This window comes from Enterococcus sp. DIV1059_2 (assembly GCF_051713685.1).
In the GTDB taxonomy this organism is placed as follows: domain Bacteria; phylum Bacillota; class Bacilli; order Lactobacillales; family Enterococcaceae; genus Enterococcus_D; species Enterococcus_D casseliflavus.
Genome location: NZ_JBIOQK010000001.1, coordinates 3,772,501 through 3,793,495 on the forward strand (window position 1 = coordinate 3,772,501; position 20,995 = coordinate 3,793,495).

Below are 20,995 nucleotides of genomic sequence, written 5' to 3' on the forward strand. Positions count from 1 at the left end.
CTATCTCCAAGTTCGTTTGGAATTTCTCCGCTACCCACACCTCATCCCCGCACTTTTCAACGTACGTGGGTTCGGTCCTCCAGTGCGTTTTACCGCACCTTCAACCTGGACATGGGTAGATCACATGGTTTCGGGTCTACGACAACATACTCATTCGCCCTATTCAGACTCGCTTTCGCTACGGCTCCGTCTCTTCAACTTAACCTCGCATGCTATCGTAACTCGCCGGTTCATTCTACAAAAGGCACGCTATCACCCATTAACGGGCTCTAACTTGTTGTAGGCACACGGTTTCAGGATCTATTTCACTCCCCTTCCGGGGTGCTTTTCACCTTTCCCTCACGGTACTGGTTCACTATCGGTCACTAGGGAGTATTTAGCCTTGGGAGATGGTCCTCCCGGATTCCGACGGAATTCCTCGTGTTCCGCCGTACTCAGGATCCTCCTAGGTGTTATCCAAATTTCGCCTACGGGGTTTTTACCCTCTTTGACATACTTTTCCAAGTATTTCGACTATCTGAATAGACTACCATATCGGAGTCCTACAACCCCAACAAGCAAGCTTGTTGGTTTGGGCTTTTCCCGTTTCGCTCGCCGCTACTCAGGGAATCGAATTTTCTTTCTCTTCCTGCAGGTACTTAGATGTTTCAGTTCTCTGCGTCTACCTCGACTGCGCTATGTATTCACGCAGACGTAACATCCTATAAAAGATGCTGGGTTCCCCCATTCGGAAATCTCTGGATCATAGCTTACTTACAGCTCCCCAAAGCATATCGGTGTTAGTCCCGTCCTTCATCGGCTCCTAGTGCCAAGGCATCCACCGTGCGCCCTTATTCACTTAACCTTTGACCTTACGGTCGGTTTTGAGTACTTCTTCTAGCGATAGAAGGTTGCTCAAGAAAATAAGCGTTGAACTTATTAAAAAACTCTTTTAACATTTCAACTCGGTGTGTGTTACTTGTTTTGATTATTTCTTCGATATCCAGTTTTCAATGAACAAATTTTGTTTGAGAGTAAACCTCTCAAAACTGAACAAAGGCAAACGATGTGTAGTCTTCCGAAATATTCCTTAGAAAGGAGGTGATCCAGCCGCACCTTCCGATACGGCTACCTTGTTACGACTTCACCCCAATCATCTATCCCACCTTAGGCGGCTGGCTCCAAAAAGGTTACCTCACCGACTTCGGGTGTTACAAACTCTCGTGGTGTGACGGGCGGTGTGTACAAGGCCCGGGAACGTATTCACCGCGGCGTGCTGATCCGCGATTACTAGCGATTCCGGCTTCATGTAGGCGAGTTGCAGCCTACAATCCGAACTGAGAGAAGCTTTAAGAGATTAGCTTAGCCTCGCGACTTCGCAACTCGTTGTACTTCCCATTGTAGCACGTGTGTAGCCCAGGTCATAAGGGGCATGATGATTTGACGTCATCCCCACCTTCCTCCGGTTTGTCACCGGCAGTCTCGCTAGAGTGCCCAACTAAATGATGGCAACTAACAATAAGGGTTGCGCTCGTTGCGGGACTTAACCCAACATCTCACGACACGAGCTGACGACAACCATGCACCACCTGTCACTTTGCCCCCGAAGGGGAAGCTCTATCTCTAGAGTGGTCAAAGGATGTCAAGACCTGGTAAGGTTCTTCGCGTTGCTTCGAATTAAACCACATGCTCCACCGCTTGTGCGGGCCCCCGTCAATTCCTTTGAGTTTCAACCTTGCGGTCGTACTCCCCAGGCGGAGTGCTTAATGCGTTTGCTGCAGCACTGAAGGGCGGAAACCCTCCAACACTTAGCACTCATCGTTTACGGCGTGGACTACCAGGGTATCTAATCCTGTTCGCTCCCCACGCTTTCGAGCCTCAGCGTCAGTTACAGACCAGAGAGCCGCCTTCGCCACTGGTGTTCCTCCATATATCTACGCATTTCACCGCTACACATGGAATTCCACTCTCCTCTTCTGCACTCAAGTCTCCCAGTTTCCAATGACCCTCCCCGGTTGAGCCGGGGGCTTTCACATCAGACTTAAGAAACCGCCTGCGCTCGCTTTACGCCCAATAAATCCGGACAACGCTTGCCACCTACGTATTACCGCGGCTGCTGGCACGTAGTTAGCCGTGGCTTTCTGGTTAGATACCGTCAAGGGATGAACATTTTACTCTCATCCTTGTTCTTCTCTAACAACAGAGTTTTACGATCCGAAAACCTTCTTCACTCACGCGGCGTTGCTCGGTCAGACTTTCGTCCATTGCCGAAGATTCCCTACTGCTGCCTCCCGTAGGAGTCTGGGCCGTGTCTCAGTCCCAGTGTGGCCGATCACCCTCTCAGGTCGGCTATGCATCGTCGCCTTGGTGAGCCGTTACCTCACCAACTAGCTAATGCACCGCGGGTCCATCCATCAGTGACGCAAAAGCGCCTTTCAACTTTCTTCCATGCGGAAAATAGTGTTATACGGTATTAGCACCTGTTTCCAAGTGTTATCCCCTTCTGATGGGCAGGTTACCCACGTGTTACTCACCCGTTCGCCACTCTTTTTCTTTCGATGGAGCAAGCTCCGGTGAAAGAAAAAGCGTTCGACTTGCATGTATTAGGCACGCCGCCAGCGTTCGTCCTGAGCCAGGATCAAACTCTCATAATGATTTGTTTGAATGACCATATGGTCATTAAGCTCATAAAAATTAACTTTGCTAGCTATTGCTTGCATGTATTTGTTTCAATAAATTGAAACGTCCTACACATTGGTTCGTTTGCTTGCTTTGTTCAGTTTTCAAAGGTCTACCGTGCTGTGTTAGCAACTTTTATATCATATCAGAGCGACATTTGATTGTCAACTCTTTTTTCAAAAGTTTTTTTCGCTCGTTGTTGTTCAACTTCGTAGCGGCTGCCTCAGCGACTTAATTAGAATAACAAATGATTTGTTATTTGTCAACAACTTTTTTCAATTAATTTTGTTGATGTATCAACATCAATTAACTGTTTTAAAATTGCGACTTAGTTATAATATCATCTGTCGAGCTGTGCGTCAACTATTTTTTTCAATTCTTTTTAGGAATTCATTTAGTCATTTGGCACATGTAATAATATACCAAGACTTGTGCTATTCGTCAACCATAAAATGATTGATAGACCAACGTTTCTAGTTACTCCGTTTCCAAAGATGATTCGTGATTTTTAGTCCGTGATTTCCGCCTTTTTTAAGGACTTTTTCCGTTATTATTAGCCTATCGTTCGTCTTTTTCCTTTTTGTGTTTTCTTAATTCCTATCATTCTTATAAATTTAAGTATGATTTTATCTATTTTGTGGAATATTTGCTAAAATGGAGAAAAGAATATTGTTCCTAGGAGGACCCAGTATGAAAATACTTGTAGCAGATGATGACAAAGAGATCGTAGAACTATTAAGCATTTACTTACACAATGAAGGCTATGAATCGGTCAAAGCATACGATGGAAAAGAAGCACTGACCAAGATTCGCACCACTTCTGATATCGAGCTATTGATCTTAGATATCATGATGCCTGAAATGGACGGCATGCAAGTCGTCAAAGAATTGAGAAAAGAATCCCAAATCCCCATTATTATGTTGACCGCTAAAACAACCGATATGGATAAGATTCGTGGATTGGTCGCCGGTGCTGATGATTATGTCACTAAACCTTTCAATCCATTAGAAGTCATGGCACGGGTAAAATCGTTATTGAGAAGAACCAAGATGCAGGCTGCTTCAAATCAACCAGAGATTCTGGAAGTAAGCTCCCTTATCATCAACCGCGATTCCCATGAAGTAAAAACGGTGGATGGCAATGAGATCCAATTGACCGCATTAGAATTTGGCATCCTCTACTTACTAGCATCGCATCCGAACCGTGTCTTTAGCGCCGATGAGATTTTTGAACGAGTTTGGAAACAAGAAAGTGTCGTTTCTGCCAAAACAGTGATGGTCCATGTCAGTCACTTGCGAGATAAGATCGAAGAAGCCACGGATGGTGAAAAAGTCATCCAAACAGTATGGGGGGTCGGCTACAAAATAGATGCGAAGTAAACCAACTGAAAAAAAGCGCAACACACCAATCGAAAAAAAGAAACGGATCACGTTGACCTCAAAGGAAATCAGTGAGTTATTTGCGGAAGGAATTGTAACGATTGTTCTTTTACTTCTATTAAATGTCGCTATTTTGGTCATCTTGACCTCAATACGAGAAAACTCACCGGTTTTAGTCGAAGCGATCTATGAATCAAAGAATGCGTTCACGGCTGCCTTTAATACAGATATTTTTCGCAGTGGTCGCAACTTCATTCTACCGATGTTCTTCCTATTAGATGTGATCGTCTTATATTGGCGTTTGATTCGTCGTTACCATCAAATGCAGCTACGTCACATTATCAGCGAGCTGCACTTTATCGCAGAAGGCAACTACGATCATCGCATCCCCTTCGAGTTACGGGGCGATTTAAGTCGGATCGTTTCTAATATTAATGGCTTAGTCGACAGTACGGTGGCGGCGATCGAAGATGAACGGCGGATCGAGCAATCCAAAGATGAGCTGATCACCAATGTCAGTCATGACATTCGGACACCATTGACTTCGATCATCGGCTACTTAGGTCTAATCGAAGATCGACAATACCATTCGGAAGAAGAATTGCTGAAATATACTCATACGGCGTATGTCAAAGCCAAACAAATGAAATCCCTCGTCGATGATTTGTTTGAATACACGAAAGTGCGTCAGCCTAGCGTGCCCATTAATGTGATGGAATTTGATATGGCTCAGCTAGTGGAACAATTGGCGGCAGACTTTGAATTAGAAGCTAGTCGAAAAGGCATCAAGATCGAAACCTACACCCGTCCAGAGCATATCGAAATGGATGGCGATACCGAAAAACTGGTGCGAGTTTTCAACAACCTGCTGTCAAATGCCTTGAAATACGGCAAAGGCGCCGATAAGATCCGCATGGAGGTCGAGAAAGTCGGGACCGAAGCGATCTTAACCGTCAAAAACAATGGACAAATGATTCCTAAGCAAGCCCTTGATTCTCTATTCGACCGTTTCTACCGAGTGGAAGAATCCCGCTCTCAAGAAACAGGAGGAACTGGCTTAGGTCTAGCGATCGCTCAAAGCATCGTCGCCTTACATGGCGGCTATATCTATGCCAAATCAACGCCAGAATGGACGTCCTTTATTATTCATCTCCCGTTGAAGCGCAACAATTTGTCCAACACACAAACCTATGGTTGACGCCCCAACATTTTTTGGGTATGCTAAAGAAAATAATCAAGGCACAGAACCTAGTATATTTTTTTCATCTAGTAAAGAGAGCTGATGGTTGGTGAAAATCAGTGTTGGAAAAAATAGAATCCAGTTCTTTAACGTGTATTTTTCGAAAGAAAAATCGTTGGCTCACGATACGAGCAGCAAGGGCAGCGCAAGCTGAACTTGGGTGGCACCGCGAATGGTCATTTCGTCCCAAGCAACACGGGATCGGAATGGCCTTTTTTCTATGGAAAAATCAAAGGAGGATGTATCACTATGTTAGATGTAAAAATGATTCGCCAAAATTTTGCTGAAGTACAAAGCAAACTCGCAACACGAGGCGTGCAAAAAGAAGTATTGGACCGCTTTTTAACGCTTGACGAACGTCGCAGAGAACTCTTAGTCCAAACGGAAGAACGCAAGAAATTGCGCAACGATGTTTCTGGTGAGATCGCTGCCTTGAAACGGGCAAAAGAAGACGCGGCAGATAAAATTGCCCAAATGAAAGAAGTCGGCAGCCAAATCAAGCAATTGGATGAAGAGATCGCTCAAATTGATGAAGACATCAAACAGATCGCCACGACATTGCCGAATTTGCCAAATGATTCTGTTCCAGTGGGCAAGGATGAAGACGACAATGTAGAAATCCGTCGCTGGGCAGAACCAAAAGCCTTTGACTTTGAACCAAAACCGCATTGGGAGATCGCTGAAGAGTTGGGGATCCTCGACTTTGAGCGGGGCGCCAAAGTTTCTGGCAGCCGCTTTGTTTACTACAAAGGCTTAGGTGCTCGTTTGGAACGTGCCTTATACAACTTCATGCTGGATCAGCATGTCTATGAGCATGGCTATACCGAGATGATCACCCCTTATATCGTCAATAGCCAAGCAATGTTTGGCACTGGGCAATTTCCAAAGTTCAAAGAAGATGTTTTCCAATTGGCAGACACGGATTTGACTTTGATTCCAACTGCTGAAGTACCTTTGACCAATTACTATCAAGGGGAGATCTTAGAACAAGAACAGCTCCCTGCCTACTTCACTGCCTTGAGCCCATCATTTCGTTCAGAAGCTGGCAGCGCTGGTCGTGATACCCGCGGCTTGATTCGTCTGCACCAATTCAATAAAGTTGAAATGGTGAAATTCAGTGATGCTGACCATTCTTATGAAGAATTAGAAAAGATGACGGCTAATGCCGAAGATATTTTGCAAAAACTCAACTTACCTTACCGAGTGCTTAGCTTGTGTACAGGAGATATGGGCTTTTCTGCGGCGAAGACCTATGATTTAGAGGTATGGATCCCTGCTCAGGAAATGTATCGTGAGATCAGCTCTTGCTCAAACTGTGAAGATTTCCAAGCACGCCGTGCCATGATCCGTTACCGCGATCAAGAGGGCAAGATTCACTACATGCATACACTAAATGGTTCTGGTCTGGCTGTCGGTCGGACGGTAGCCGCAGTGCTTGAAAATTATCAAAACGAAGACGGCAGTGTAACGGTACCAGAAGTTCTGGTTCCTTACATGGGCGGACTGACAAAAATCGAAAAAGCCTAAGCCTTAGCACCCTTAATTGCACCCCCTTCGTAACAGTCACTCCACGTGATCTGTTACGAAGGGGTTTTCTAGTTCACCTAATAGATAGTGGTTGCAAAAGACCCCCTAACGCCCTTGATCATTTCTTGCAAGAGAAACAACGCAACAAGGCTGTAATTTTTAAATGAATAATTAGAAAAATCCCTTCATCTTTTTAAGTCTCTATCAGAAACCGGGCATGATCGTTGAAAGTACCTGTGACTTATGGTAACGTGGGCATAATTTAGGATGGAATGAAGGGAGCTTCACCAATGCCCGAACGAAAGACCTATGCCCGTCGGAGTGACTTGCACAAGAAACCAAACAATAATCAAAAACGAACAGCGTCAGATGAAGAAAGACCGAAAGGACCACCCTCGAGAAAGAAGCCGTATCGAAAAGCAATTTTTTCCTTATTCGCCTTATTATTGATCGTTTTGATCGCGACGGCTGGCTCAGTCCTTTACACGTTACACCAGCAAGAAGTCGCAGCCCAAGAAAAATATGAGGCGGCTGCGGAGAAATTACTGGCATCAATCCAAGCAGAACAAAGTCAAAATGGGTTAAAAACAACGCCTGAAGTGCTCTCCAAAGGCGCAACCAAAGAATTGATCTACCGCCCGCAAGACCTTGATACGTTTCCCATCAAAGATATCAAAGAACGGTTGACACAAGCCGCTGATCACTTGCGTAAAAAACAAACGAATAAAGAAGTCGTCACCGTTGCCCGCATCCAAGCACAAGCAGCGGCTTCAAAGGTGTCTACTTATTCATTGAAAGCCGACAGCTATGTGTGGAATCGAGAAACCGGACGTTTTGAAGATGCGGACAGCCTAACGGATGCACCGATCTTCGTATCAGAGAAGACGCAAACCGAATTGTCTTTGAAAGAACTGGTTCCTGATGAAGGCAGCTTATTAGGTATTCAACAAGTCATTCAGCAGAAACTGCTGGATCAAGCCAAAGAACCCGCCAAAATCATCGACGCCGTCTTGGCCATGGAGCGGATCACCTTCGATTCGAAATTTACTTACGATCCAGAGAAGCTGACCATCGAATTGCCAAAAAATCAGACGGGAGCGACGGAAATCACCCTGTCTTACAGCGAGATCGCCCCATTCATTGATCCTGATCTCGTGGCTGCTGACCAACTCAACAATGCCTTGCCAAGTTTAGACCCCAATAAAAAATACGTGGCATTGACCTTTGATGATGGACCCAACAGTACCTCCACCATGGATCTGTTGAACATCTTACAAGAAAATGACGTTAAAGCGACCTTCTTTATGCTGGGACAAATGGTAGAGCAATATCCGCAAGCTGCTAAAAAAGTCCAAGAAGCTGGACACGAGATCGCCAGTCATTCTTACTCTCATCCACAGCTGAATACTCTTTCAGCGGAAGATTTGCAGGCAGAAGTCACAAAAACCAACAAAGCCATTTATAATGCGACGGGTTTACTACCTAGAAATTTACGACCCCCTTATGGCGCTATCGACAAACAAAGCGCACAAACCATTGGCATGCCGATCATTCAATGGGACATCGATTCTCAAGACTGGAAATTGAAGGATCCGAAGAAGATCAATGCCTTGGTGCAACAAAATGTCTTTAATGGTGCCATGATCTTGATCCATGATATTCACCCGAAATCTGTGAAAGCCGTACCGGGAGTCATTAAAATGCTCAAAAACGAAGGCTACGAATTCGTGACTGTCGATCAATTATTAGAAGCACGGCAAAAACCATTGCATCAATACTTTGGGATGAACGACGAGCGCCTCGTTGACTAAATAAAAAAAGGAACGCAGCAAATTGTCTCTTGCTGCGTTCCTTTTTGGTTATTGGATCGTTCCCTCTTTTTTTAGCCCTTCTTATCCTCATATACATTGGTCACAAAAATTTGGATCAACAGTTCAGCGACAGCTTTTGGCGGCATCATTGAGAAATCTTTGAGCCAGCGTTCGATCAACCCGATAGACCCGCAGACAAAAAAGCTAAGACACAGTTCCAATTCTTCCTCGGAAGCATCTTGAAAGTATTGGGCAAACCGTTTCAAGGTCTCCGGTTTGATCTCTGACAACAAAAGATTCAGCAAATGGCTGTTGTTTAACAAAATCAAATGGGTCGTACTAGGATTCTCATACAAAATCGTCAACAGCTTTTCCAACCAAAGATCCAATGACAAATTTTCCTGCTGCAAGTTCGATGCGATCTGCTCAACAAGCTCTCCTTCGATCTCCTCCAACAAAGCGGCCGTATCCTTATAATATTTATAAAATGTTCCTCGGTTGATATCGGCTCGTTCCGCAATCTCTTTGATCGTGATTTTGCGGTACTCTTTTTCCAACAATAACTCCTGAAAGGCGCGTCGGATCACTTTTTTCGAGTAGATCGTTCGACGATTCCCCACAGTCCCCACCATATCGTTTCCCCTTTTCTCTGTACATTTGATCAATATTTGTCTATTTAATGACAAATACGTAAGCATTGAGGATTGCTCTTACTTTTCTTTCTTAGTATACTAACACCATGTGATTAAATCAACACGTGTTTAAAAAATGGAGGCTTTATTAATGAGTTATGTTGAAGTAAAGAATGAATATAAACGCTATCAGATGGGCGAAACCACCATCACTGCCAACAACGATCTTTCCTTTGCCATTGAAGAAGGCGAATTAGTGGTGATCCTTGGCCCCAGTGGTGCAGGAAAATCGACCGTTTTGAATATTTTAGGTGGGATGGATTCGCCAGATGAAGGACAAATCATTATCGACAATGTCGATATCGCGAAGTTTAACGACAAACAGCTGACGGAATACCGCCGCAAAGACGTCGGGTTCGTCTTCCAGTTTTATAATTTGGTGCCGAACCTGACAGCGAAAGAAAACATTGAATTGGCAACAGAAGTCTCACCGAATGCACTCGATCCTGATGAAGTCTTAGCACAAGTCGGGTTAGAAAACCGTAAAAACAACTTTCCTTCGCAGCTCTCTGGTGGGGAACAGCAGCGGGTGTCGATCGCTCGGGCGTTAGCCAAAAACCCGAAATTGCTATTATGCGATGAACCAACCGGTGCGCTGGATTTTGAAACAGGCAAACAAGTGTTGAAGCTTTTGCAAAACGCCAGTCGGAAAAACGGCAATACGGTGTTGATCATTACCCATAACAGCGCCATTGCCCCGATCGCCGATCGGGTGATCCATATCAACGATGCCACCGTCCGTTCCATTGAAGAGAATCCTCATCCAATCTCGATCGATGAAATCGTTTGGTAGGAGGATCTGATGAAAAATAAAACCTATCTTAAAGCAAGTTTGCGGGAGATTCGCCAATCAAAAGGTCGCTTTATCGCAATCACCTTGATCATTTTTTTAGGAACGTTTCTCTTTGTCGGTGTCAAAGCGACGGGACCGATCCTGAATCATTCCGCGAGTGAATATGTCAACGGTCAGCATTTAGCAGATCTGCAAGTCACTTCCACGCTGGGATTGACGGAGGACGACATTGATGCGGCGGAAAAAAGCGGTGCGCACACAGAAGCCGCCTATCAATTTTATTACGCTGCCAATTCAGATGAAGTCGTGCAAGTGACCTCTTATGATCCCTCACAGGAACTCAACCAGCTACTGGTGAAGGACGGCCGACTGCCAGAAAAAGCCGATGAAATCGTGCTGGACACCGAAGCAAAAAATTATGGCTGGCAAATAGGGGATACTTTTACGATCGATGATGCCGATAATCTGTCGGACAAAGACTATACGGTCGTTGGGTTCGCCACCTCTCCCATTTATATCAGTGCTGCCGAACGTGGCTATGCGAATGTCGGCAGCGGTGTCGTGACGTATTTTGCTTATGTACCGGAAGAACAGTTCAAGATGGAGGTCAAATCGATCCTTTATCTCGCCTTTGATGATGTCGCAGGCCTTGAAACATACTCCGATGCGTACACCGACAAGATGGCAGCCCATCAAGAAACGATTGAGGAACTGTTTGCGGATCGCCCTAAAGAACGCTTAGCAGAAATTCAGCAAGATGCTTTTGATGAATTAGCGCCTGCAGAAAAAGAAGTCCGCGATGGACAAAAACAGTTAGCTGATGGACAAGCCCAACTGGATCAGGCCAAAGCGGAACTAGAACAACAGCAAGCCGCCTTGGCACAGCTGCCGCCCGTACAACAAGCAGCCCTCGAAGGCCAATTGACCGCTGGGGAAGAAGAGTTGACACAGCAGCAAACCCAATTAGATGAACAGCAACAAGAACTAACCGATGCCCAACAAACACTGGCAGAGAAACGTACAGAGATCGAAGACTTGGAAGAACCTACGTATCTTTACAACCAACGCAAAGACAACCCCGGTTTCCAAGAGTATGGCGGGCTGTCTGATCGCATCGCAGCGATCGCCAATGTGTTTCCTGTCTTCTTCTTCTTTATCGCTGCGTTGATCACCTTTACGACACTGACGCGGATGGTAGAAGAAAACCGCAAAGAGATCGGTACCTTAAAAGCGATGGGCTATGGCAAAGTCGAGATCTCCCTTAAATATTTGATTTATGCCCTCCTGTCTTCGGCCATTGGCATTATCAGTGGTGCCGTATTAGGGACGGAACTGTTGCCGCGTTTGATTTATTTTCTATCCAGCGAACGGTATCTTTTAGACGGGATTCGCGTCTATTATGTCTGGTCGCCAATTATTTTGGCCGCGATCGCCTTTTTACTGGCGACGCTCGGTGCTTGCCTCTTTGTTTTGATCAAAGAATTGCGGGAAAAACCTGCCCAGCTACTGCAAGTTCGGGCGCCAAAACCTGGGAAACGGATTTTATTAGAGGCCATTACACCCTTATGGTCACGCTTAAGCTTCAATCAAAAAGTCAGCTTCCGTAACATCTTCCGCTACAAATCGCGAATGATCATGGCAATCATTGGCATCGCCGGCTGTACGGGACTGATGGTGGCAGGCGTTGGGTTGAAAGATTCCTTAAGTGCTGTGACTGCGAAACAATTTGGGCCCATTACGGATTATCAAGCCGTCGTGACCTTAAATGATGCGAAGGAAGAAACCGTTGCTGCCGCTGAAACGGTTTTAACAGACGATCCTCTTGTGACCCATTCGATGCTAGTCTACAATGAAACGATCGAGATTCGACCAGCTAACCAAGGAAAACAAAGTTTGACCTTGATGGTTCCGGCAGATCAAGAAGCTTTTACCGACTATGTCCATTTGAAAACGACGGAAGGGCAGAAGCTGCCATTAACAGAAGGCGCCGTACTGACTATGAAATACGCAGAATTGTATGATCTGCAGGTTGGGGATACATTGACCTTCTATACTAGCGATCAAGAAGCTTTTGAAGTACCTATCAGCGGCATCGCAGAAAACTATTTAGGCAATTCTCTGTATCTGTCACCGACTCTTTACGAAGAAATCACCGACAGTGCCTTTGAACCGAATGCGTTCTTAGTCAAAAGCAAGACGATGACGAAAAAACAAGAGGAAGCTTTATCAACAGCCTTGTTAGATACCGACAAAGTCAAAAACACGACGTTCCTTTCCACTCAGATCAAAATGCAGGATGATTCGATGGGCAACTTGAACTCCATTGTCTTGATCTTAGTTGTACTATCAGGGGCATTAGCCTTTGTCGTCTTGTATAACTTGACCAACATCAATGTTTCCGAGCGGATTCGCGAGCTTTCTACTATTAAAGTATTAGGGTTTTACAATAAAGAAGTCACCATGTACATCGTACGGGAAAATATCGTCTTTACGTTATTTGGGATTCTCGCTGGCTACGTGGTAGGTTACTTCTTGACTGACTTTATTTTGATCCAAGCTTCGATGGAAAACATGGTCTTTCCATTAGTGATCAATTGGCCGGCCTATGCTTTAGCTGGCGGCATGACGATTCTCTTTACGATCATCGTGATGTACGTCACCCATGTGAAACTGACTCATGTCAACATGATCGATGCGTTGAAATCAAACGAATAAGCCGCTGCTAAAGCGATTTGCTGATCATCCAGCAGCGATTTTAAAGAAAAGGACGCCACTCTTGCCTAGATAGCTGAGAGTGACGTCCTTTTTTGAACAAATAATCCCCCCTGTCCACTTTTGAACAGAGGGGGCGTTGGTTTTCACGTGAAACATTTTATGATTTTACAGAGTAGTTTGGTGCTTCTTTCGTGATTTGAACATCGTGGGGATGTGATTCTTTTAGTCCGTTGCCGCTCATTTGGATGAATTGTGCTTCATCACGTAATTGCTGTAGATTGCCAGCACCGACATAACCCATCCCTGATTTCAAGCCGCCGATCATTTGGAAGATGATATCAGAAACGCTGCCTTTATAAGCGACACGCCCTTCAATGCCTTCTGGAACCAATTTGTTGGCTTCGTTTACGCCACCTTGGAAGTAACGGTCGCTGGAGCCTTTTTCCATTGCCCCCAGTGAACCCATTCCGCGGTACGTTTTGAAGCGACGGCCTTGGTAGATTTCAAATTCACCTGGTGATTCATCGGTTCCTGCCAACATGCTACCTAGCATTACGGCATGTCCGCCAGCTGCTAAAGCTTTGACGATATCCCCAGAGTATTTGATCCCACCATCAGCAATGATTGCTTTTCCGTATTGACGTGCCACAGAGGCTGCATCATAGATCGCGGTCAATTGAGGAACTCCGACACCGGCTACCACCCGAGTGGTACAGATCGAGCCTGGACCGATCCCGACTTTTACGACATCGACACCAGCATCATACAATGCTTTCGTGCCTTCTGCAGTGGCAACATTTCCAGCAATCAATGTCGCTTCTGGGAAATGCGCACGAATTTCAGAGATTTTGCGTAAAACACCCGCACTGTGTCCGTGGGCAGTATCAATAACAATCGCGTCCACGCCTGCATCCAATAATGCTTGTGCGCGCTCAAAGGTATCGCTGGTAACGCCGACTGCCGCTGCCACTAATAGGCGTCCATGCGTGTCTTTGGCTGCATTCGGGAATTCGATCACTTTTTCAATATCTTTGATAGTGATCAAACCGCTTAAGATCCCTGCTTCATCAACGATCGGTAATTTTTCGATCTTGTGTTGTTGTAAGATTTTTTCAGCGTCTTTCAACGACGTACCGACAGGTGCTGTGATCAATTGGTCTTTGGTCATCACATCATTGATCGGCATCGTATAATCCGTGACAAAACGCATGTCGCGGTTCGTGATGATACCGACTAATTTGCGGTTTTCCATCGTTTCTACGATCGGTACCCCGCTGATGCGGTACTTGCTCATCAAATGTTCTGCATCAGCAACTAAGTGGCTTGGTGTTAAGAAAAACGGATCGATGATCACGCCGCTTTCAGAACGTTTTACTTTGCGCACTTCATCTGCTTGCGCTGCGATACTCATGTTTTTGTGAATCACGCCAAGTCCGCCTTGACGCGCCATTGAGATCGCCATTTTACTATCAGTTACGGTATCCATACTGGCACTTATGATTGGAATATTTAGTGTAATATTCGGGGCAAGCTGCACTTTCATATCCACGTCATTTGGCAAGACGTGACTTTCTGCCGGAATCAATAAGACATCATCAAACGTTAACCCTTTTTTTACAAATTTGGTTTCCCAGTTGGACATTTTTGTAACCACTCCTTAAAGTTTTTAGGTATTTTAAAAAAAATAGCAAAGATTTTTTCATAAGTCAACCATTCGGAAAGCTTTCTTAATAATCCTCTTCAAACCTTTGGTCAAATCTCATAATTCGCCATTTTTTCTAAAAAAACACGCTGATCGTACGGTCTTTTTTAACAAAAGAAGGCGCACGATCAACGTGTAGCCATCAGCCTCTAGGAACAGACAGACTGCTGATGATATTGTATTTGCGTTTCAAGTAGTACTTCGCGGCTAATGCCACTGCCCCGATCAAGGCTTCGATCACAGGGTCCACTTGTGGATTCAATGGTGGTTGGATCATCGCAGAAAGCGAGATCACAACGATCCATAGCATGAAGGCTGCGACTAAAATCAAAATGATCTTCCACATCTTCGGCCGTTTGCTCTTATCGGCACCTGGGCGTTCATATTGATACATGTATTTGTACATCAAGTAGAAGACCCAACCAGCAAGCATCGCCATCAAGAAGAGGGTCAATAAGCCATAAGGTTGTGCTTGTCCTCTAGTAAAGATCCCCATGACCCCTAACATCAAGCCAAAGATCCCTAAAATCAGCAAGGTGTTATCCAACCACATCAAGAAGGGGCCGGATTCTTTTTGCTCAACGGGTTTGTTGATGATGGCTTCGGTACGTTCAGACACTGTACCAAATAATTGGCGGGCTGTTTTGCCGCCTTTTTGTTCTTTGACTAAGACCGGCAGCATCTCATGCAAGGCAATCGTTTTTTCTTCTTCAGAAAGGTTGGCTGCCTCTAGCGATTTTTTTAAATCAAATATATATTGTTGGTTTCGTTTTGTTAATTGTTGTTCTAATTCACGATTTTCGGAAACATAATTTCGCAGAGTTTCTGGTTCCATGAATTGATTCTCCCTTCTGCGTTTTTTTCACAATGGACATTTTACCACAAATTCACTGGGAAGAAAGCCCTTTATACGTTAAAACGGAACAACATCACGTCGCCATCTTGCACGACATAATCTTTTCCTTCCAAACGTACCCGACCGGCTTCTTTGGCCGCTTGCATCGTGCCGTATTGGTTCAGATCTTCAAAGGAAACAGTTTCCGCACGAATAAAGCCGCGCTCAAAGTCCGTATGGATGATCCCCGCTGCTTGCGGTGCTTTGATGCCTTTACGGAACGTCCACGCACGCACTTCTTGTTCACCAGCGGTAAAGTACGTTGCTAGACCCAGTAAATCATAGGCAGCACGAATCAATTGATCCAACCCTGATTCTTCAATTCCTAATGCTTCTAAAAACTCTGCTTTGTCTTCTTCTTCCAGCTCAGCGATCTCTTCTTCGGCACGAGCACTGATGACGATCACTTCCGCATTTTCGCTCGCTGCAAATTCCTTCACTTTGTTGACATAGTCATTGGTTTCATAGTCTGCCACGTCTTCTTCTGCTACGTTGGCAACGTATAAAACTGGTTTGGTCGTTAGTAAAAACAAACTTTTGACGATGCGCTGTTCTTCATCTGTAAATTCGATCGAACGAGCTGAGATCCCTTCTTCTAGGACCGGTTTGATTTTATCAAGAACGGCCAATTCCGCAACCGCATCTTTGTCTTTGGTTTTGGCAATTTTTGCGACCCGAGTATAGCGCTTGTTGACGGATTCTAAATCCGCTAAAACCAACTCCAAGTTGATGGTGTCGATATCAGCTAATGGGTCCACGCGGCCTTCCACGTGGGTGATGTTGTCGTCGTCGAAACAACGAACGACATGACAGATCGCATCCACTTGGCGGATATGGCTCAAAAATTGGTTCCCTAATCCTTCCCCTTTGCTGGCACCGCGGACGATTCCAGCAATATCCGTAAATTCAAAGGTGGTTGGGACCGTCTTTTTCGGACGAACTAATTCTGTTAAACGCTGTAAGCGCCAATCTGGCACTTCCACCATTCCTACATTCGGATCGATCGTCGCAAACGGATAGTTTGCGGCTTCTGCTCCTGCTTTGGTTATTGCATTAAATAAAGTAGATTTGCCCACATTTGGCAATCCAACGATTCCGGCAGTTAACGCCATGCTTCACTTCACTCTTTCTCTTTTTTTTCTAGGATTTTCTTCATCTTTTTATCAAATTCTCGGCGCGTCATCATGACGATGTGGCCGCAATTCGTACACTTTATTTTGATGTCTGCCCCCATGCGGATGATTTCCCAACGATTGGCTTTGCAGGCATGCGGTTTTTTCATTTCGACAATATCCCCAAGATCATACATCTTTATCACCTCAAGCTTCATCAAATTGAATGTTCAATAAATCTAAAATACGGGTTAAATCTTTTTGTGACAGGTATTCGATCTCGATTTTGCCTTTGCCTTCTTTTTCGCGGATCTCGACATTCGTGCCGAATTTATCCATCAACCGTTCTTCGCTTTCTCGTAAATAGTACGGTTTTTCCCGAATCAGACGCGGAACTTTTTTCTTTTCGTTTTTCGTGTCGTTCATCTCAGCGACCATTTGTTCTAATTGGCGGACTGTCAGATTTTCTTTGACACAACGATTGGCTAATTTTAAGATCTGTTCTTTATTTTTCAACCCTAATAATGTCCGGGCTTGCCCCATAGACAAACGGTCATCTTGAACCATTTCTTTGACGAGTTTCGGCAAGGACAGCAACCGCAAATAATTGGCGATATACGGGCGGCTTTTCCCTAAACGTTCAGCGACTTGTGCTTGGGTCAATTTCAAGTTCTTCATCAGCATGTCATAAGCTTCTGCTTCTTCTAAAGGATTCAAATCTTCCCGCTGCAAGTTTTCTAAAACGGCGACTTGCATCATCGCTTCTTCATCAAAATTGCGGATGATGGCTGGGATCGTTTCCTTGCCAGCTAGTTTAGACGCTCGAAACCGGCGTTCACCCGCAATGATCTCATAGCCTTTGACGGATGATTGCCGCACGATGATTGGTTGAAAGACCCCCGAATGCTGGATCGAATTGGCTAGTTCTTGTAATGAAAGCTCATCAAAGGTTTTTCGCGGTTGATAAGGGTTGGGTCTTAATTCGTTTAAAGGCAGTTCAACGACTTTTTCTGTCTTGATATCGACTTCTTCTAACCCTTGCAGGTCTTGAAACAACGCATCGATCCCACGCCCTAATCCTTTCCCTTTATTCTTCACGGGCTAACACTTCCTTTGCTAACGTCTGATAGACTTCGGCTCCTTTTGAGCGTGGATCATAATCAATGATCGACAATCCATGACTAGGTGCTTCAGACAACCGGATATTCCGCGGAATAATGGTTTCATATACTTTTTCTTGGAAATAGCGGCGGACTTCTTCCACGACTTCCGCGCCTAAGTTCGTACGGGCATCATACATCGTCAGTAAGACCCCTTCGATCTCTAACTCAGGGTTAAAATGTTTTTGTACTAAACGCACGGTATTCAATAGTTGGCTCAGCCCTTCTAATGCATAGTACTCACATTGGACTGGGATCAAAATCGAATCACTGGCGGTAAAGGCATTGATCGTCAAATGACCTAAAGATGGCGGGCAATCGATAAAGATATAATCGTATTGTTCTTTGATTTCATTCAAAGCCGATTTCAATCGAGATTCCCGTGCCATCATGGAGGTCAATTCAATTTCCGCACCAGCTAATTGGATCGTCGCTGGAACGATATCCAAGTTTTCCCGACTGCTAGGTAAAATCGCTTCAACGATCGGTGTTTCATTGACTAATACATCATAGATGTCTTGTTCCACATCTGGTTTGCGAATGCCGACACCGCTTGTGGCGTTGCCTTGGGCATCAATATCTACGAGTAACACTTTTTTGCCGACAAATGCTAAGGACGCACCTAGGTTCACCGTTGTGGTGGTTTTGCCTACGCCGCCTTTTTGGTTTGCAACAGAAATAATACGGGCCATTGATTTTCCTCCTATTTAATTGGTTGTTTCGCTGGCATTCCCGGTTTGCGGGGGTATTTCTTTGGCGTTTCTTTTTTCTTTTGAATGATCAAAAGATGGCGTTCATCGCCGCTGACCGGTAAGGTAAAGCTTTTTTCTTCAATAAATTTGCCGCCTAAGAGTGAGATGGCTGGTTTGGCTTCAACCAGTTCTTCCTCGCTTTTGGCAGCTTTGAGCGCATAAAAATAGCCTGCTTTTTTCACCAATGGCACACAGAGTTCCGTTAACACATTCAAACGGGCAACCGCACGAGCAGTCACATAATCGAATTGCCCACGAAATTGCGGGTTTTGACCAAATGTTTCTGCACGGTCATGGTACAAGTGGACATTTTCCAATTGTAGATCCGTCACAAGGGTTTGTAAAAAGGTGATGCGCTTATTTAAAGAGTCGACGATCGTCACTTCTAATTCAGGAAACACGATTTTTAGTGGAATACTTGGAAAGCCAGCACCTGAACCGACATCACACAAATGACTTTGCGGGTCAAAGGCGGTTTCAAAAGCTAAGGAAACAGAATCGTAGAAATGCTTCAAATACACTTCTGATTTTTCCGTGATTGCGGTTAGATTCATCTTCTGATTCCATTCGACTAAACGCTCGAAATAGACAGCGAATTTTTCCATTTGTTCTTCGGTTAAAACGATCCCGTTTTTGCGTAATTCTTCATGAAATTCTTCAGGTAGCATAACGAATCCTTTCTATTTTGTGAAACAGAAAAATGTTTCACAGACTAGTTCCTACTTTAACGCAAAAAGCAATGTGATGCAATAGCCAGACATTGCTTTCTAGGAGAATTTACCATTTTTTAACTGGGGCTTTAAGGTTGGTTTAAGGCAGAGGAATTATACTCATTTCAATCCAAAAAACTTTTTTCATTTTTCCTTGACCAGCGAGGCTGCCAACCCTCCTGGTCAGCTTTTTTCTCAAAAAAACAAGCATTGATCACAGGATCAATGCTTGTTTTTGTTTCATATGAAACTTTTTTATTTCACCCGAGGCTCGTTGTATTCTTCGATACGATCAGACGCGCGGGAAGCCGCATGTTTGGCTTTGTTGGTTTGACGTGAAGCAAAGTCGCCGGTTTTAGATGCAGCTGACGATACTTTGTCTTGAACCGTTTCTTGTTCCTCTTCGTATTCAGCGATCGTTTTTACATCTACAACATTGATGTTGACTTCGATAACTTCTAATTGGGTCATTGTTGTTACTTCTTTTTGGATAACTTCTTTGACTTGGTCAGCGATTTCTGGGATGTTGCGGTCGTATTCAACCACGATATCTAGATCAACGGCTACTTGTTTTTTCCCAACTTCGGTATTGATACCGGCAGTCACATTGTCTGTATTGACTAATTTTTCCGCAATGTTAGAGAAGAAACCACCATCGACCGTCAACAGACCATCCACGTGTTCTAATGCGATCCCGATGATTTTTTGGATCACTTTGTCATCATAGGTCAATGAACCATGAACGGGTGCATCGCCAGTTGGTCCTTCAAAATCGTTGTGGCCAGGTTTTGGCGGTGCTGGATGATGTCCTGCTGGATTTGGATTTCCTGGTGCTGGATGATCCCCTGGTTTTGGTCCGTTTTGTTGTCCTGCTACTGCTTTCTCAGCATTTGGTACCACTGGATCTGGTGCTTCAGTCATTGGAATCGCATTTTCATTTGCTTGATGATTGGTGTTAGGAACCACTGGATCTGGATGTGCGCTGACTTTTTTATCATTGTTTAATTCGTTTTTATCGTTATTCATTAAAAATTCCTCCTATTAAAATGCGTTATTGTTGGTTAAAAAATTCGTCGATGATACCGGTACGTTGGAGATACAATCCTAACGCAAAACCCAAACCTGTTAGGAGTAGAATCAGCAATGTTTTGAAAAAACCGATCGTTACAAACAACACAGCCAGAACGAGACCGATTGCTCCAAAAATCAATGGGATTTTGTATTGTTGTAGTTCGTTCATCATAGCCCTCCTATTCTACTCGCGGGTTTTCCGGAGTCTCATTTTGTTCAAAATTCGCGTAGTTGACTTCGACTTTGACTTTCTCACTTGAACCAAGCACTCGTTGGACATCTTGTTGGATTTCCGCCATTAAGTTTTCGGTTTTGCCGACTAAGGCAGACGTCCGTTTCAAGCGTCCTTTGATTTTAATCAAAATTCGATTTTTGGTCGCCTTGACATGAACTTTTGGTCCTTCAACAAATTCTTTTTCATTTACTTTCGTACGTACAAGTCCTTCGATTGCTTTCTTATCGATCGTCAATGCGCCCTTATCCTCTTTCAAAACAAAGGTCGTTTTGGTTTTTGGATAAAAAAGCACGACTAAGATCACGATCAAGAATAAGGCGATCAAGACAACAGCTACCCAAAACATATATTGACGCATAAACAAGTTGTCAAAGAAATACGTGACGACATTGCCTCTGCTGTCCAAACCAAATGGCAGCTGCATATAAGGATTACTCATTAATACGATTGGTAATAAGACAGTGATAAAAATCAACGAAACGATGATTGATACGATTTTCCACCCTTTACTCATAGGACACCTCCTCCTTTTTCTCCAATTT

Annotated in this window: 17 protein-coding genes, 2 rRNA genes and 1 other annotated feature (1 of these 20 cut by a window edge); of the genes, 6 read left to right on the forward strand and 13 right to left on the reverse strand. The window is 44.4% G+C overall.

The features are described 5' to 3' along the window. Together IGI72_RS17910 and IGI72_RS17915 are read right to left on the reverse strand one after the other, a co-directional pair. A 23S ribosomal RNA gene (locus IGI72_RS17910) occupies nucleotides 1–844 on the reverse strand; it reaches 2,071 nt to the left of the window's first position. Between the two features lie 229 nt (nucleotides 845–1,073). Next, nucleotides 1,074–2,633, reverse strand: a 16S ribosomal RNA gene (locus tag IGI72_RS17915). Together the 16S and 23S rRNA genes form the textbook arrangement of a ribosomal RNA operon. A gap of 715 nt (nucleotides 2,634–3,348) precedes the next feature. Here IGI72_RS17915 and IGI72_RS17920 point away from each other — a divergent pair. The 4 genes from IGI72_RS17920 (at nucleotide 3,349) to IGI72_RS17935 (ending at nucleotide 8,616) form a co-directional block, all read left to right on the forward strand. Beyond that, entirely contained in the window at nucleotides 3,349–4,038 is a 690-nt protein-coding gene (locus tag IGI72_RS17920) for a response regulator transcription factor (RefSeq protein WP_008376963.1), read from the forward strand. Then, on the forward strand, nucleotides 4,028–5,236 hold the full coding sequence (locus IGI72_RS17925) for a sensor histidine kinase (protein WP_005226244.1): 1,209 nt from the start codon (nucleotides 4,028–4,030) through the stop codon (nucleotides 5,234–5,236). Before IGI72_RS17920 ends, IGI72_RS17925 begins: the two co-directional genes overlap by 11 nt. 35 nt (nucleotides 5,237–5,271) lie before the next feature. Next, nucleotides 5,272–5,470 (forward strand) — a binding site (T-box leader). Between the two features lie 57 nt (nucleotides 5,471–5,527). Further along, nucleotides 5,528–6,805 (forward strand): serine--tRNA ligase, encoded by a 1,278-nt coding sequence (serS, locus tag IGI72_RS17930; RefSeq protein WP_159161183.1) that lies wholly within the window; start codon nucleotides 5,528–5,530, stop codon nucleotides 6,803–6,805. A gap of 290 nt (nucleotides 6,806–7,095) precedes the next feature. After that, complete coding sequence (locus tag IGI72_RS17935) at nucleotides 7,096–8,616, forward strand: polysaccharide deacetylase family protein (protein ID WP_438755037.1); 1,521 nt, start codon at nucleotides 7,096–7,098, stop codon at nucleotides 8,614–8,616. 71 nt (nucleotides 8,617–8,687) lie between these two features. Here IGI72_RS17935 and IGI72_RS17940 read toward each other — a convergent pair whose 3' ends face one another. After that, a complete protein-coding gene (locus IGI72_RS17940; RefSeq protein WP_081116718.1) occupies nucleotides 8,688–9,314 on the reverse strand; it encodes a TetR/AcrR family transcriptional regulator in 627 nt (208 codons plus the stop codon). An 85-nt stretch (nucleotides 9,315–9,399) separates the two neighbouring features. Between IGI72_RS17940 and IGI72_RS17945 the strand changes: the two genes are divergently transcribed. Both IGI72_RS17945 and IGI72_RS17950 read left to right on the forward strand, forming a co-directional pair. Further along, nucleotides 9,400–10,101: an ABC transporter ATP-binding protein gene (locus tag IGI72_RS17945; protein ID WP_010748457.1), complete on the forward strand. Its 702-nt coding sequence runs from the start codon at nucleotides 9,400–9,402 to the stop codon at nucleotides 10,099–10,101. A gap of 9 nt (nucleotides 10,102–10,110) precedes the next feature. Next, nucleotides 10,111–12,816 carry an FtsX-like permease family protein gene (locus IGI72_RS17950; protein WP_438755040.1) on the forward strand — a complete coding sequence of 902 codons (2,706 nt, stop codon included), beginning with the start codon at nucleotides 10,111–10,113 and terminating at the stop codon, nucleotides 12,814–12,816. 157 nt (nucleotides 12,817–12,973) lie between these two features. Here the strand turns inward: IGI72_RS17950 and guaB are convergent, their stop codons facing one another. The 10 genes from guaB to amaP form a co-directional block, all read right to left on the reverse strand. Beyond that, entirely contained in the window at nucleotides 12,974–14,458 is a 1,485-nt protein-coding gene (gene guaB / locus IGI72_RS17955; RefSeq protein WP_005226250.1) for an IMP dehydrogenase, read from the reverse strand. Between the two features lie 202 nt (nucleotides 14,459–14,660). Beyond that, on the reverse strand, nucleotides 14,661–15,353 hold the full coding sequence (locus tag IGI72_RS17960; protein WP_005226251.1) for a DUF1129 domain-containing protein: 693 nt from the start codon (nucleotides 15,351–15,353) through the stop codon (nucleotides 14,661–14,663). A gap of 71 nt (nucleotides 15,354–15,424) precedes the next feature. After that, nucleotides 15,425–16,525, reverse strand: a complete 1,101-nt coding sequence (ychF, locus tag IGI72_RS17965) for a redox-regulated ATPase YchF (protein ID WP_005226252.1) — start codon at nucleotides 16,523–16,525, stop codon at nucleotides 15,425–15,427. An 8-nt stretch (nucleotides 16,526–16,533) separates the two neighbouring features. Further along, entirely contained in the window at nucleotides 16,534–16,722 is a 189-nt protein-coding gene (locus IGI72_RS17970) for a DUF951 domain-containing protein (protein ID WP_005226253.1), read from the reverse strand. 10 nt (nucleotides 16,723–16,732) lie between these two features. Beyond that, nucleotides 16,733–17,623 carry a ParB/RepB/Spo0J family partition protein gene (locus IGI72_RS17975; protein ID WP_005226254.1) on the reverse strand — a complete coding sequence of 297 codons (891 nt, stop codon included), beginning with the start codon at nucleotides 17,621–17,623 and terminating at the stop codon, nucleotides 16,733–16,735. Then, nucleotides 17,613–18,377, reverse strand: coding sequence for a ParA family protein (locus IGI72_RS17980; protein ID WP_005226255.1), 765 nt, complete (start codon nucleotides 18,375–18,377; stop codon nucleotides 17,613–17,615). The genes IGI72_RS17975 and IGI72_RS17980 overlap by 11 nt, the downstream gene beginning before the upstream one ends. Before the next feature lie 11 nt (nucleotides 18,378–18,388). Beyond that, nucleotides 18,389–19,105 carry a 16S rRNA (guanine(527)-N(7))-methyltransferase RsmG gene (gene rsmG, locus IGI72_RS17985; RefSeq protein WP_005226256.1) on the reverse strand — a complete coding sequence of 239 codons (717 nt, stop codon included), beginning with the start codon at nucleotides 19,103–19,105 and terminating at the stop codon, nucleotides 18,389–18,391. Between the two features lie 297 nt (nucleotides 19,106–19,402). Beyond that, nucleotides 19,403–20,173 (reverse strand): Asp23/Gls24 family envelope stress response protein, encoded by a 771-nt coding sequence (locus IGI72_RS17990; RefSeq protein WP_010748461.1) that lies wholly within the window; start codon nucleotides 20,171–20,173, stop codon nucleotides 19,403–19,405. A 25-nt stretch (nucleotides 20,174–20,198) separates the two neighbouring features. Beyond that, complete coding sequence (locus IGI72_RS17995) at nucleotides 20,199–20,390, reverse strand: DUF2273 domain-containing protein (protein WP_005226258.1); 192 nt, start codon at nucleotides 20,388–20,390, stop codon at nucleotides 20,199–20,201. A gap of 7 nt (nucleotides 20,391–20,397) precedes the next feature. Then, the gene (amaP, locus tag IGI72_RS18000; protein ID WP_005226259.1) at nucleotides 20,398–20,967 is read right to left on the reverse strand and encodes an alkaline shock response membrane anchor protein AmaP; all 570 of its coding nucleotides are present in this window, start codon (nucleotides 20,965–20,967) and stop codon (nucleotides 20,398–20,400) included. Nucleotides 20,968–20,995: the final 28 nt, after the last annotated feature.